We start from the raw sequence: 13,768 nt of genomic DNA, 5'->3' as shown, positions 1-13,768 counted from the left end.
CTCCTTCTCGGACGAGCTTCTCGGACGGGCTGTCAGCGCCGCAGCATCGGCGCCGGGGGGTCGCCCGGGCCGAGGGTGAGGACCTCGACGAAGCCCTCGACCAGGCAGCGGCCGAACAGCTCCCGGTCGGTGATCGCGGCGGGGTCGATGTTCGCGCCGAGGCAGCACGTGTCGCCGTGGGTCACCATCGTGATCATCGCGGCGCAGCCGGGGCGGGGCGCGAACGGGAACATCCGGTCGACCTTCGCGCCGGCGAGGTAGACCTCCTCGCGGATGCCCGGCACGTTGGACGCCTGCAGGTCGTTGCCCTTGGTGACGCCCCCGGCGACGGCCGCCATCACGCTGCCCGGCAGGCGCGCGAGCAGCGGCGAGACGAGCCCGACGTCGTCGGCGGCGGGTTCCGCCCGCCCCCGCGCGACGTCGGCGGCGATGCGCGCCATCCGCGCCGCCGGGTCTTTCTCGACGAGGTCGCCGGTCAGCCGCAGGGACGCGATCCGGTTGCCGCCGGCCGCGTCGTCCTCGGAGCGCAGCGACACCGGGATGGACATCCGGATCGTGTCGGTGGGGCTGCCCAGCGCCTCGTGGTAGAGCCGGAACGCGCCGAGCAGCGCCGCGAGGTAGGCGTCGTTGACGGTGCCGCCCACCGCCTTCGCGGCCGCGCGGAACGGCGCGAACGGCATCTCCATCGACACGAACCGCCAGTCGGGCCCGCGCGGCGCGAGCAGCGGGGAGGGGGTCGCGCCGGGGTCGCCGATGACCCGGATCGCCGACAGCCCGAAGGCCACCGCCTCCCGGGCCTTCGCGATCGGGTCGCGCAGCGCGGAGCCGACGGCCCGCACCATGTGCACCGGGACGGCGGCGAGCGCCTCGGCGTCGTGCCGGACCTGCCGGCCGAGCGCGGCCCAGGGACCCGGGCCGGCGTCGGCCGGGGGCGGCGGCTGGGGCTTGTCGCGGTCGGTCTCCCGCGAGCGGTTCAGCAGCCCGTTCAGCAGCTGGACGCTGCCGAGCCCGTCGGTGGTCGCGTGGTGGAGCTTGAGCAGGTAGGCGGCGCGGCCGTCGGGCAGGCCCTCGACGAGCACCGCCTCCCACGGCGGGCGCTCCCGGTCGAAGGGGGTGAGCGCGAGGTGCTCGGCGATCCGGAGGACCTCCGACCAACCCTCCCCCGCCGGCACGGACAGGCGCCGCACGTGGCGGTCCAGGTGGAAGTCCGGGTCCGGCGACCAGACCGGGGCACCGAGCCCGAGCGGCGGCTCGACCACCCGCTTGCGGAAGCGGGGCACCATGCGGGTCGCCCAGTCGTGGGCGTCGACCAGGCGCGACCAGTCGGGCACGGCGTCGAGGTCGGCCACCGCGACCATCGTCGAGCGCAGCGCCGGGTCGGCCTCCGCCCGCCACATCATGGTCTCGAAGGCGGACATCTCGTCGGCGTCCGCCCAGCGCAGGCCGGTCTCGCTCACGGCTTCTCCTCCAGTCCCAGCGTCTCCAGGAACAGCCCGCGGACGTGCGCGACGTGATCGTCGAGAGTCTCGACGGTCCAGTCGCCGGTGTCGATCGGAGGGTGCACGGTGACCTGGGCCGTGCCCGGTCGGATCGTGCGGTCGTGGCGCCACATCAGCTCGCCGGCGTTCTCCAGCACGATCGGGACCATCGGCACCCCGGCCTGCATCGCGATGTGGAAGGCGCCCTTCTTGAACCGCCCGGGCCGCGGCGTGGGCGAGCGCGTGCCCTCCGGCGCCATCGCCAGCGACATCCCGCCGCGCACCTTCTCGACGGCGGGTCCGAGGGCCTGCTTGGCCTGGTCGGTGTTGCCGCGTTCGACGAAGGCGACGTCGGCGACCTGGAAGAGCTGCCCGAACACCGGCATGGTCCGCGCCTCGGCCTTGGCCACGCCGGTGAAGTCGTGGCGCAGCAGGGTCATGACGATGATCGGGTCGATCAGGCTCTGGTGGTTGAACACGAACACCGCCGGGCGCTGCGACCAGAGGTGCTCGGCGCCCTCGACCTCGACGTCGATCCCGGCCAGGCCCAGCCCGAGCTCGGACCCGAGCGACCCGGCGAGATTGACCCCGTGGTGGCGCGAGAGCCGCAGCAGCGCCGATCCGAGCGCGGCCGCGGTCCCCGAGAAGAACCCGGTGTAGAAGCCGAGGGTGCCGCCGAGGGCACCGACCGGTGGGACCGCGCCGCGGGGGGCGACGGGCAACGTCGGGTGGATCCCGTCGCCCGCCCCGACCACGGTGGGGTGCGCGGCGAGGTCGAGCACGGCGCGGTCCTCGGCCGGGGCGTAGACGAACGCCTGCCCGAGGTCGACGTCGTGGTCGTCGGCCCAGCCGACCACCGCGGCGGCCGCGTCGGGGCCGCTGCACACCGGGGAGCCGAGGCCCGCGACGACGTCGCCGTCGTAGGAGAGCCGGGTCGCGACCACGTCGTCCGCGCCGAGCGCCTCGGCGAGCGGCGCGACGTCGAGCGGGGTCGCCGCCGACACGAGGACCACCCGGTGGCCCCGGCCGGCGTGCCGGACGGCGAGCCGCCACACCTCGGGGTGCAGCCAGGACGCGGTGGTGGCCCGGAACGTCGCCGCGCACTCCTGGGCGACCTCGTCGACCGACCGGCCACGTCGCGCCCGCACCACCCGCTCGACGTCGGCCGGGGTCACGGCCGCCGGTCCGGAGACCCCGCTCGCGACGTCGGCCACGAACCGGCCCCACAGCGAGTCGGGCGCGGCGAACGGCGCGATCGGGCTGCCCGCGAGGAGGCCGCCGTCGACGACGACGAACGCGGTGACCGTCTCGTTAGCCGGTGCGGCGTCGATCCGGGCGACGGTGCTCATGCCAGCAGCTCCTCGGTCAGGCGCTCCTCGAGCCGGGCCAGCTCGACGAGCCGGCCCCGGACCTCGTCGATCTCGGCCAGGAACGCCGCGCGACCCTCCCGGCCGGCCCCGTCGAGCAGGCCGCGGTTGCGCGCGAGGTCCAGCGCCGAGGTGTACAGCTCGATGGACACCGAGTCCGGCCGGGCCACCCGGCCCTGCCGGAGCATCTGGCGTCCCAGCCCGAGGCACTCGCGCGGGAACGCCTTCGCGTCGATCTCCCTGGCCGGGTCGGTGCCCGCGAGCTTCGTCGCCACCACCCACTGGGCGTCGACGAACGAGCGCAGGGTCCGGGGCGCCACGAGGAACCGGGCGTCGTGGAGCAGGGTCGTGGCGCCGTCGTCGTCGGTGACCCGCTCGCGCCACCGCGGGTCGAGCAGGTCGGTCTCGGCGGTGATCTCGTCGGAGAACCGCCGCTTGGACGGGAAGAAGAACTCGAACTTGAGCAGGTCGCGCAGGGCGAGCGCGTCCGCCCACGCCGCCTCGAGCGGGTCGGTGCCCGCCGGCGCGCGCGAGGCCGCGAGCAGGGCCAGTTCGACGATCGCGCGGTCGACGAAGTGGTGGATCGCGCCGTTGCGGTAGAACGCGGCCACCCGGTGGCGGCCCTCGCGGATCGACCAGACCGGTTCGTCGCCGCCGTCGTAGCGCTCGACCACCTCCCCGGTGACGAGCCGCTCGAGGGTGCGGGAGAGCCCGCCGTCGTGCAGGCCCTCGCGGGGTCCGGGGCGGCCGAGGGCGTCGAGGTGGTCGAGCAGGGGTTCGGTGGACACCCGGATCTGCTCGTGGGTGAGGGCCCGCCCACCCGTGCCGAGCAGCGCGAAGGTCACGAGGGCGGTCGGGGTGGCCGGTGTCGCGCGGTTGATCCCGTCGCAGATCGTGAAGGCGACCTTGTCGAGCCGGTTCGGGCCCTCGCCGGCCTCGTCGAGGGCCGCCCTGAGCGAGAACGGTTCCCCGAACCGCACCCGCGCAGTGCCGTGGTTGTGCCGCTGCCCGCGCACGTACCGCGCGAGCCAGCCGAGGCCCTCCGCGGACTTGCCCTGCCCGCCCTGCTCGGCGGCCATCGCGTCGAGTTCGTAGAGCCGGTCGTAGACCATCGAGGTCGGGACCAGCTGGACGTCCGGGGCGCGGCCGTCGTCGAGGGCCGCGACGAGGTAGGCGAGCAGCCCCATGCTCGGCCGGCGCAGCTTCCCGGTGCGCGAGCGACCGCCCTCGATGTACCACTCGAGGTTGAACCGTTTCGCCACGAGGTGGGCGATGTACTCGCGCAGCGCGAGCTTGTAGACGCGGTCGTCGCCGCTGGAGCGCCGGATGAACACGACGCCCGCGCGCTTGCCCAGCGGCCCGATCGGCCAGAACGACATGTTGTTGCCGCCGAGCACGGTGTTGCGCGGCAGGTCGAGGTCGCGCAGCACCTCGCCGAGCACGAGCGGGTCGGCGTAGGAGCGGTGGGTCGGGAGGAAGACCAGCGGCGCGGCGCGGTTGAGCTCGCGCAGCGGCTCGACGGTCTCGGCGTCCACCTCCACCTCCCACGCCGTGGTGTGCAGCGGGGAGAGCGCGACGCGGAAGGCGTCGATCGAGAGCGGGTTCTGCACGGCCGCGAGGTCGGCGAGCCGGTCCCGCATCTCGTCGAGCACCTCGTCGAACGGGCGGCCCTCGGACTCGGCGAGCTCCCGGACCTTCTCCCGGACGCGGGTCGACGCGACGATCTGCTCGACGACCAGCCGCGGCACGGTGTAGTGGTCGCCGATCACGGCACGCTCGGCGCGCTCGCAGGCGAGCACCCCCGCGCGGTGCACGTAGGCGGCCAACGGCTCCTCGCGGGCCTGCTCGTCGTGCCGGCGGTCCAGGTCGGCGAGCGTGGCCGGCTCGCCCTCGACCACCCGCACCCGGTCCGGGACCGAGCGCGCGAGCCGGCGCTGCCAGAAGGCGGGCGGCCGCCGGTGACCGAGCAGGGCGAGCAGGTCGGCCGCCTTCGGGCGGTGCGGGGCGCCCGAGCCGTCGGCCCACTCGGCGGCCCGCGTCGGGGGCAGCCAGGTCACGCGGACCGGGACGACGGTCGTCCCGCCGTCCGCGCCCGCGAGCGCCCGCTCCAGGTCGTCGACGGTCAGGCACACCGGGGCACCGGGATGGTGCTGCGCGGCCCAGTCGGCGATCAGCTCGCGCTCAGGCGCGGTGCGCGCCGCCCCGAGCACGATCACCGCCCCGGTCCCACCGGTCGTCGGGGCTTCCTCCCGGACGCCAACGGCCATCGCCCTGCACCCCCGTCGTCGCGGTCGAGCTGTGGTCGAACTCCGCTGGCATGGTTACCCACGCCACACCCGATCACGCCGACCGACCGGACGGGTCAGCCGCGCATGATGAACCCTGCCCGCCGACGGTAGGTCGCCGGCGCCTCGTGGAACTCCTGCTTGAACCGGCGGCTGAAGGACGCCAGGTCGGCGAAGCCGCAGGAGTGCGCGATCTCGGTGAGGGAGAGCGCCGCGTCCCGGGGGTCGAGCAGCCGGCGGCGGGCGTGCTGGAGCCTGCGGGTGCGGATGAGCGCGGACACCGAGAGGTCGCCGTCGGCGAACACCCGGTGCAGGGTGCGGACCGAGATGAAGAAGGCGCGGGCGATCTCCTCGGGCCCGAGGTCGGGGTCGGCGAGGTGGTCGACGACGTACTCGTCGACCCGGGCCCGGAGGTCCTCGGCGCTGCCCGGGGACAGCACCTCGTCGCGGCGCAGCGACTCGCCGACGGCGGTTCCGAGGAGGGCGGCGAGCTGACCGGCGAGCCGTCCGGCCGCGGTCTCGCCGAGGTCGGGCGGTGCGGTGGCGGTCTCGGCGAGGGCGTGCCCGACGATCGTGCCGAGGCGGTCCCGTCCGAGCGTCCGTGCCGTGGCGGCCCGCGTGACGTCGACGCCGAGCGGCACCAGCTCGCGGGGCCAGGTGAGCACGTTCAGCGTCCACGGGCCGTCGAAGTGCCAGGCGAAGGGCCGGTCGGTCTCGTAGACGGCGTAGTGCCCCGGCGTCAGCACCGCCTCGCGTCCGTCCTGCTCGAGCACCGCGCGGCCGCGGGTCACCATCCCGACCTGCAGGTAGGTGCGCGGGTCGACGCGGACCAGGCCCGGGGTGCGGCGGGCGCTCTGACGCACCGAGCTGACGACCGCCGCGGACAGGTGCCCGACGAGCGTGCTGCGCACCGAGGAGACGAACTCCCGGTCGGTGTCCACCGTCTCGTCGACGTCGAGCGACACGAAGTGCTCACGCAGGATGTCGTTCCAGCCCCCGAGCCCCTGCGTGGTCTCCGCGGCACAGCCCACCCCGGGCTCGTCGAACGGCCCGACGGGGTGCATCGCTCGTGTCATGGGCGGGTGGCTTCCAGTGGTGGTCGTCCGACGCTAGAGCCGGGGGTCGCGAGCCCGCAAGACGTGGCACGCAGCGACAAGCCTGCTCGGTGTGTCGCGGGCCACCATCGCAGACAGTCGATGACGACTCCGCCACCACCACTGCCAGGAGGAGCTTCGTGACCGCTCTGGACGACCTGACCCTGACGCCGACCACGACCGTCCGCGCCGCCTGTCCGCACGACTGCCCGGACACCTGCGCGATGCTCGTGACCGTCGAGGACGGCCGCGCCACCAACGTGGCCGGGGACCCCGACCACCCGATCACCCGCGGCGGGCTCTGCGTCAAGGTCAACAACTACCCGGACAAGACCTACAGCCCGGACCGGCTGCTGTACCCGATGAAGCGGGTCGGACCGAAGGGCCTCGGCCGCTTCGAGCGGATCTCCTGGGACGAGGCGCTGGAGACGATCGCGTCGACGTTCAAGGCCAAGATCGCCGAGCACGGCGCCGAGACGGTCATGCCGGTCAGCTACCTCGGCAACCAGGGCATCCTCAACGGGCTGTCCGTCGGTGACGCGTTCTTCCACCGCCTCGGCGCCACCATCACCGAGCGCACGTACTGCGACTCCGGCGCCTGCACCGCCTACGCCTCCACCGTCGGCGCGACGGCGGGCGTGGACCCCGAGAGCATCGTCCACTCGAAGTACATCATCATCTGGGCGTCGAACACGATCTCGACGAACCTGCACCTCTGGCCGATCATCGCCGAGGCGCAGAAGCGCGGCGCGAAGGTCGTCTGCATCGACCCGGTCCGGCACAAGACGGCCCGCCGCGCCGACTGGCACATCCCGATCCGCCCGGGCACCGACAACGCGCTCGCCCTGGCGATGATGCACGTGATCATCGCCGAGGGGCTGCACGACGAGGACTACGTCCGCGAGCACACGCTGGGCTTCGACGAGCTCGCCGAGCGCGTGCAGCAGTACACCCCGGAGTGGGCGTCCGAGGAGACCGGCATCCCGGTCGAGGACATCCGCACCCTCGCCCGCGAGTACGCCACCACCGACCCGTCGATGATCCGCATCGGGGTCGCGATCGAGCGGCACGCGGGCGGCGGCCAGACCGTGCGCTCGATCGCCTGCCTGCCGGCGCTGGTCGGGGCGTGGCGCCACGTCGGCGGCGGGCTGCTGCAGCTGCCGCTGTGGGCGCACCCGGTCAACTGGCCCGCCTTCATCCACCCCGAGTTCCGCACCCCGGGCACCCGGGTCATCAACCAGTTCCTGCTGGGGCGGGCCCTCACCGGCGAGATGGATCTCGACACCCCGGTGACCGCGCTGATGGTCTACAACTCGAATCCGATGGTCGTGGCGCCGGAGCAGGAGAAGATCGCGCGGGGCCTCGAGCGCGAGGACCTCTTCACCGTGGTCAGCGACCACTTCATGACCGACACCGCGCGCTACGCCGACATCCTCCTGCCCGCGACGACGGCGCTCGAGCAGCACGACATCATGTTCAGCTGGGGCCACTTCTACGTCACGCTGAACACGCCCGCCGTCGAGCCGGAGGGCGAGTCGGTGCCCAACACCGAACTGTTCCGGCGGCTCGCGGCCGCGATGGGCTTCGACGACGAGTACTTCACCCTCTCCGACGAGCAGCTGCTCGAGCAGAGCTACGACTGGTCGGCGCCCGCGATGGAGGGCATCACGCTGGAGTCGCTGCGCGAGACCGGGTGGGCGCGGCTGAACCTGCCGGGCCCGGACGAGTACCGCCCGCACGCCGAGGGCGGGTTCCCGACGCCGAGCGGGAAGACGGAGTTCAGGAGCTCCGCGCTGGAGGCGATGGGCAACTTCGTCGTGAACCTGTTCCGGCAGCTCTCCGACGACCACCAGCCGGGCACCCCGGTCGACCCGCTGCCGCACTACATCGCCCCCCGCGAGAACAGCGAGCTGTACCCGCTGAACCTGCTCTCACCGAAGTCGCACGCGTACATCAACTCCAGCGCGGGCGACCAGGCGATGCAGAAGCGGGTCCAGGGCGAGCAGACGGTGACGATCCACCCGGCCGACGCGCAGGCCCGCGGCATCGACGAGGGCAACTACGTGGCGGTCTCCAACGACCGGGGACGGTTCGTGGCGCTCGCGAAGATCTCCGAGGAGGTCGCACCCGGCGTCGTCGTCTGTCCCATGGGATCGTGGGGCAAGAACGCGAAGGAGGGCACCACGGTGAACGCCGTCAACCCGTTCGTCTTCGCGGACCTGGGGAACGCACCGACGTTCTCCGACACGCGCGTCGAGGTCACCCCGGTCTGAGATGAGCACCGTCGCCGACGCGCACCTGCGGACACCGAAGGTCCACGGACCCGACGTGTCCGTCGGTGCGGCGCGCGTGTTCTTCCTCGACGGGCACGTGCACGCGCTGCTGCTCGTCGACCGGGGCGTCCTCGTCGCGGTCGTCGAGCGGGAGGACCTCGAGGGCGTTCCCGACGCGGCCCGGGCCCGGTCGGTCGGTGTCCTCACCGGCCGGGTCGCCGCCCCCGACGACGACCTCGAGGCGACCCGGCAGGCCATGGCCGCCCGGGCGCAGCGCCGGCTCGCCGTCGTGGACGACGCCGGGACGCTGCTCGGGCTGCTGTGCCTCAAGCGCCACGGCCGCGGGTTCTGCTCGGCCGCCGACGTCGCGGCCCGCGACGCCGAGCGGGCGGCGAACCAGGTCGGCTGACCCGCCCGACACGACGACGCCGGCCCTCCCGTGGTGGGAGGGCCGGCGTCGGTGCGTGCAGGATCAGAGTCCGAGGTTCATCCCGCTCAGCGGGGACGCCTGGTCGCCGCCGTCCTCGCCCTGGTCGCCCTGGTTCTGGTCGCCCTGGTTCTCGTCGGCCTTCTGCTCGTCGGCCTTCTGCTCGTCGGCCTTCTGCTCGTCGGCCTTCTGCTCGTCGGCCTTCTCATCGTCCGCCGCGCGGTGCTTGCCGCCCTCCTGGGCCTGCTGGACCGGCTCGGTCTCCTGGGCGGGCGTCGCCGCGGCGGCCGGGGTGGCCTCCGCCGGGGCAGCCTCGGCCGGGACGGCCTGCGCGGGCGCGGCCTGGGCCGGGGCCGGCACGCCGAGCAACGAGCTGAAGACGCTCATGATCGGCGACTCCGGCGCGGCGGGAGCCGGAGCGGCCGGGGCAGCGGCGGGCTGAGCCGCAGCGGGCTGAGCCGCGGCCGGCTGAGCCGCAGCGGGCTGAGTCGCGGCCGGCTGAGCCGCGGCCGGCTGAGCCGCAGCGGGCTGAGCCGCGGCCGGCTGAGCCGCAGCGGGCTGAGCCGCAGCCGGCTGAGCAGCCGCGGGGGCCGGAGCAGCCGCGGGGGCCGGGGCGGCCGCGGGGGCCGGGGCGGCGGCGGGGGCCGGGGCGGCGGGCGCCGGGGCCGCCAGCGCGGTGGCCGGCGAGGCGACGGCCACGGCGAACACGCCGACGGCCAGGGCGCGGATGCGCGCGGACAGGGACACGGACGACCTCCACTGCAGGGCGGGGAGCGGGAACAGGCGCGCACGGCGCCCGCGGGGGATGTTGTCGACGTAACGAGTCCCATGGCGGGGCGATGCGATCTCTCCCCCCGGGATCTGCCGATCGAGGGCATCAGGTTCCCCCGCTGGGGGTACGCGGTCCGACCGTCCGCAGGACGAGTAGCCCGGACAGGCGACGCAGTAGGCGGTCTACCTCGTCCTCGTCCTCATGGGCCTCGCGACGCTCGTCGCGATCCTCTCCGGCGTGATCGACAACGTCGTCACCTTCTGATCGGCGGTATCGAGCACGTGACCTCGCGGCGCGCGTCCTCGACCCGGCTCATGGTGCTGCGGCTGCGGTCGTCGGTCTCCCGGAACGAGGTGCGGAACGCGAAGCGTTCGTCCCAGGTGTCGGCGTCGGTGACACCGTCGAGCAGCTCCGCGGCCGGACCGTGCGCGACCACGCGGCGAGCGCGAGGGCGCCGCCGCCCCGGATGCCGGCGAGTTCCCCGGTACCGCTGCCCTCGACGATGCGCAGGTACTCGTCCGAGCGGTCCGCCCCGCCGGTCGACGCCGAGTGCAGGTAGGCGAAGGCGCCCGACCGTCCGTCGACGGAACCCTCGAACGCGTCCATCGCGACGTAGCTGCCGATCGTCCCGTCGTAGGCGAGGTGAACAGCGTCGTCGAGCGCCCGGACACGGCCCCGGAGTACGTCTTCGTCAGCCGGGCGAGCCCGAGGGGGAGAGCGGTCTCGACGGGTGCGTCGAGGGGGAGGTCGACGGCCTCGAACGACGTGACCTCGAAGGTGCCGGTGGTCTGCATGGCCCGGACGCTAGGGGCGCGACCCGTCGTCGGGATTGAAGAATCGCGACCCCGTGCCAGGGTGACGCCATGGTCAGCCACACCGAACCCGGGATCGCCGTCGTCACCGGAGCGGGCTCCGGGCTCGGGCGGGTGATCACGCGGGCCCTGCTCGACGACGGGTGGCGGGTCGCCCTGGCCGGGCGGCGCGCGGATGCCCTCGAGGAGACGGCCGGCGGCCGGGAGCAGGCCCTCGTCGTCCCGACCGACGTCGCCGACGCCGACGCGGTCGCGGCCCTCTTCCGAGCCGTGCTCGACCGGTGGGGGCGGCTGGACCTGCTCGTCAACAACGCCGGCATGACGGGGCCGGTGGGCACGCCGGACGAGGTGGACGTCGACGGGTGGAACGCGACGGTCGGGGTCAACCTCACCGGCTCGTTCCTGTGCGCCCGCGAGGCGTTCGCGATCATGCGGGCGCAGGATCCGCAGGGCGGCCGGATCGTCAACAACGGCTCGATCGCGGCGCACGTCGGGCGACCCGGCGGGATCGCGTACACGGCGACGAAGCACGCGATCACCGGGATCACGCGCTCGATCGCCCTCGACGGCCGGCCGTTCGGGATCGCCTGCGGCCAGTTCGACGTGGGCAACGCCGCCACCGACATGACCGCCCGGATGCGCGAGGGCATCGTGCAGCCGCACGGCGAGCGCATGGTCGAGCCGACGTTCGACGCCGAGCACGTCTCCGACGCGGTGCGCTACATGGTGGGACTGCCGCTCGACGCGAACGTCCCGTTCCTGACCGTGATGGCCACGACGATGCCCTACCTCGGGCGGGGCTGACCGGGTCAGTAGGGGGGGTCGTCGTCCTGGTGGTCGGTGGGCGGTGGGGTGGTGCGTCTGATGGGGCGGCGGGCGAGGAGGTATTCGACGGTGGCGAGGGCGGCGGTGGTGATGCGGCCGTCGGGGGTGGGTCTCGGGGTGTAGTCCGTGGTGGTCGGTGCGGGCTCGTGGACCGGTGTGTCGTGGTGGGCGGGTAGCGGGTCGGGCAGGGGGCGGACGACGCGGCTGCGGGTGTGGTGGACGGTGCCGGTGGGGTCGGTGATCTCGAAGTGGCCGGGAGTGGGTTGGTGGTAGGTCCAGCCGCGGCGGTGCTTGGCGGCGTGGTGAGCGGGGCAGAGGTTCGCGAGGCCGTCGGCGCGGGTGCGGCCGCCGTGCTGCCAGTCGAGGGTGTGGTCGTGTTCGCAGCGGCGGGCGAGCACGGTGCAGCCGGGGGCGACGCAGACGGGGTCGCGGGCGTCGATCCAGCGGGCGAGGGCGGCGCCGGGCAGGCGGCGGTCGGCGTCGCGGTTGGTGGTGGCGGGGTGGTCCTCGGGTGCGGCGTCGCGGGAGCGGCGGTGGGCGGCGAGCAGGTCGGCCAGCCACGGGTCGTGTGCGCCGGTGGTGTCGAGTTCGTCGAGCAGTGTCTCGGGGGCGGTGATCTCGACGGTGCGGCGCCGGTGGCGGGGGTCGTGGCTCGCGTGGGGTGGGGCGCGGTGGACGAGCAGGTGGGTCAGTCGGCCCTGCTGGTCGTGGACGAGAACGTGCCAGCGGGCGGCGCCGAGGTCGTGGGCGCGGCGGCGGGCGATCTCGGGCAGGGTGCCGCCGAGGCCGGGGAGTTCGGCGGGTCGTTCGTCGTGTCCGAGCAGGGTCGACAGGCGCATCCGCAGCGCGACCCCGGCCGGGTGCGGCAGCACCTCAGGCGCCGGGCCGACGCCCGGGCCGTCGTCGCAGGCGCCGTCGGGACCGCCTGACTCGTCCGGCCCGCTGTCGTCGGGGCCGTCGTCGGGGCCGTCGTCGGGTCCGTCGTGGGGGTCGTTGTCCGGGTGGCCGGCGAACTCGGCCACCACGGCGTCGGTGACCGCGGAGTCGTCGAGCCCGGCCAGGGTGCCGTCGAGGAGCCGGGTGAAGATCCGGGCGCACAGGAACCCGAGCCCCAGATCGACCCCGAGCACCGCCAACCGGGCCTGCACCGCGACCGCCAGCGCGTCCAGATGGGACTTGGCGTCCTGGGCGAGGTCGGGGCGCAGGTCGTAGCCACACAGGTCGACCGCCCCCGACGGGGAGGTCCGCGCGGCCACCCGCGCCCGCGCCACCGCGGCCGCGAGCCGCCCCGCCGCCCACTGCGGGTCCAGCGCCCGGGCGACCTCGAGGATCCGTTCCCGCAGCGCCTGGTAGGCCAACCCGGGCGCCTCGGGCAGCACGATCCGCACCACCTCGGCGACCTGGTGGTCCTCCAGCCCCTCGGTGGCGGAGTCGAAGATGTCGGCCTTGCGTTCCTCCAGCAGCCCGGCGTACATCGCCTCGCCCAACGCCGGCTGGGCCTCCAGCACGAAACACGCCAGCCCGTAGCGGGCCGACGCCGTGATCGGCGACCAGCCCAGATTCGCCGCCGCCGCCTTCGGGGCGAACCCGTCGTCGAGGACCCGGCGGCAGTCGTCGGCGCGGGCCCGGCAGGTCTGGCGCAGCGCGTCGAGGAACACCACGTCGTCGTGGTTGCGCTGCCGGAACGCCGCCCGCATCCACGCCGCGGCGTGCTGCCCGGTCAACTCGGCCGGCGACACCTGCGCCAGCGCGGCCGCGAGCGCCGGACCAGCAGGGATCCCCGCGAACGGGTCCCCACCCGGGGTCTCGACGCCCACCACCGCTGCCATGATTCGAACACTAGTACGAAGGTCCGACAGTCACGGCCGGTTCGACGGACCCGAGACGCTTCGCAGCCCTCACGTGATCACGTGCTGGCCTTCCTGATCCTCGGCTTCCTCACTTCATCGAGCGCGACGTCGACGGCCGTCCGTTCCCGCGCGACACCCGCACGATCGTCTGCGAGCGCGTCAAGGGCATCGCCGGGGAGAAGGCCTTCGGCACCGAGCTCGACGTCAACGCCGTCGGCTACGAGTACCTCGTGCACTCCGCGGCTCCCGCGGACGAGCCCGCCCAGCCGCACTACGTGCGGGTCGGCGACAAGGCCTCCCACCACGCGGTGGAGTGCGTGTCGCTCGAGCTCAGTCAGGGCGCGAAGCCGGGCATCGGCGGGGTGCTCCCGGACCCGAAGGTGACCCCGGAGATCGCCGAGGCGCGGACCGTGCCGGTCGGCGTGACCTTCACCAGCCCGCCGCGGCACACGTCCTTCTCCACCCCGCCCGAGTTGGTCCGGTTCATCGCGCGGATGCGGGAGCTGGCGGGCGGCAGGCCCGCCGGGTTCACGCTGTGCGTGGGCACGCGGATCGACGTGCTCGCCGTCGTGAAGGCCGTGGTCG

The 13,768-nt window shown here is 74.1% G+C and carries 11 protein-coding genes and 2 pseudogenes; 4 read left to right on the top strand and 9 right to left on the bottom strand.

Annotated elements, in window-relative coordinates; all coding sequences use genetic code 11:
• Positions 1 to 32: 32 nt before the first annotated feature.
• The 4 genes from LN037_RS22915 to LN037_RS22900 form a co-directional block, all read right to left on the bottom strand.
• A complete protein-coding gene (locus tag LN037_RS22915; protein ID WP_230757441.1) occupies positions 33 to 1,457 on the bottom strand; it encodes a wax ester/triacylglycerol synthase domain-containing protein in 1,425 nt (474 codons plus the stop codon).
• The gene (locus tag LN037_RS22910) at positions 1,454 to 2,827 is read right to left on the bottom strand and encodes a 1-acyl-sn-glycerol-3-phosphate acyltransferase (RefSeq protein WP_230757435.1); all 1,374 of its coding nucleotides are present in this window, start codon (positions 2,825 to 2,827) and stop codon (positions 1,454 to 1,456) included. Before LN037_RS22910 ends, LN037_RS22915 begins: the two co-directional genes overlap by 4 nt.
• Complete coding sequence (locus tag LN037_RS22905; RefSeq protein WP_230757431.1) at positions 2,824 to 5,112, bottom strand: glycerol-3-phosphate 1-O-acyltransferase; 2,289 nt, start codon at positions 5,110 to 5,112, stop codon at positions 2,824 to 2,826. Before LN037_RS22905 ends, LN037_RS22910 begins: the two co-directional genes overlap by 4 nt.
• Before the next feature lie 95 nt (positions 5,113 to 5,207).
• A complete protein-coding gene (locus LN037_RS22900) occupies positions 5,208 to 6,206 on the bottom strand; it encodes a helix-turn-helix domain-containing protein (protein WP_230757428.1) in 999 nt (332 codons plus the stop codon).
• Positions 6,207 to 6,364: 158 nt separating this feature from the next.
• Here LN037_RS22900 and LN037_RS22895 point away from each other — a divergent pair, with 158 nt between their 5' ends.
• Both LN037_RS22895 and LN037_RS22890 read left to right on the top strand, forming a co-directional pair.
• Positions 6,365 to 8,497, top strand: coding sequence for a molybdopterin-containing oxidoreductase family protein (locus LN037_RS22895; RefSeq protein ID WP_230757426.1), 2,133 nt, complete (start codon positions 6,365 to 6,367; stop codon positions 8,495 to 8,497).
• A 1-nt stretch (position 8,498) separates the two neighbouring features.
• Complete coding sequence (locus LN037_RS22890) at positions 8,499 to 8,906, top strand: CBS domain-containing protein (RefSeq protein WP_230757423.1); 408 nt, start codon at positions 8,499 to 8,501, stop codon at positions 8,904 to 8,906.
• Positions 8,907 to 8,969: 63 nt separating this feature from the next.
• Here the strand turns inward: LN037_RS22890 and LN037_RS22885 are convergent, their stop codons facing one another.
• The 3 genes and pseudogenes from LN037_RS22885 to LN037_RS34065 form a co-directional block, all read right to left on the bottom strand.
• Entirely contained in the window at positions 8,970 to 9,311 is a 342-nt protein-coding gene (locus LN037_RS22885) for a hypothetical protein (RefSeq protein ID WP_230757420.1), read from the bottom strand.
• Between the two features lie 638 nt (positions 9,312 to 9,949).
• Positions 9,950 to 10,132 carry a hypothetical protein gene (locus tag LN037_RS33820; RefSeq protein WP_230757516.1) on the bottom strand — a complete coding sequence of 61 codons (183 nt, stop codon included), beginning with the start codon at positions 10,130 to 10,132 and terminating at the stop codon, positions 9,950 to 9,952.
• 65 nt (positions 10,133 to 10,197) lie between these two features.
• Positions 10,198 to 10,302, bottom strand: a pseudogene (locus LN037_RS34065) (DUF3224 domain-containing protein); the annotation flags it as partial.
• Between the two features lie 257 nt (positions 10,303 to 10,559).
• On the opposite strand from LN037_RS34065, the gene LN037_RS22870 reads away from it, so the two are divergent.
• Complete coding sequence (locus LN037_RS22870) at positions 10,560 to 11,312, top strand: SDR family oxidoreductase (RefSeq protein ID WP_230757418.1); 753 nt, start codon at positions 10,560 to 10,562, stop codon at positions 11,310 to 11,312.
• A 5-nt stretch (positions 11,313 to 11,317) separates the two neighbouring features.
• On the opposite strand, the gene LN037_RS22865 is transcribed toward LN037_RS22870, so the two are convergent.
• Positions 11,318 to 13,162, bottom strand: a complete 1,845-nt coding sequence (locus LN037_RS22865; protein WP_230757414.1) for an HNH endonuclease signature motif containing protein — start codon at positions 13,160 to 13,162, stop codon at positions 11,318 to 11,320.
• Positions 13,163 to 13,239: 77 nt separating this feature from the next.
• Positions 13,240 to 13,419, bottom strand: coding sequence for a hypothetical protein (locus LN037_RS22860; protein ID WP_230757406.1), 180 nt, complete (start codon positions 13,417 to 13,419; stop codon positions 13,240 to 13,242).
• Between LN037_RS22860 and LN037_RS33810 the strand changes: the two are divergent.
• Positions 13,414 to 13,755 (top strand): annotated as a pseudogene (locus LN037_RS33810) (glutamate synthase-related protein); the annotation flags it as partial. The gene LN037_RS22860 and the pseudogene LN037_RS33810 sit on opposite strands and share 6 nt — an antisense overlap.
• Positions 13,756 to 13,768: the final 13 nt, after the last annotated feature.

Origin of the sequence: Actinomycetospora soli, assembly GCF_021026295.1 — a bacterium.
Lineage (GTDB): Bacteria > Actinomycetota > Actinomycetes > Mycobacteriales > Pseudonocardiaceae > Actinomycetospora > Actinomycetospora soli.
Note: the sequence above shows the minus strand (reverse complement) of the source record. Positions and strands in the feature narration are given on the sequence as shown.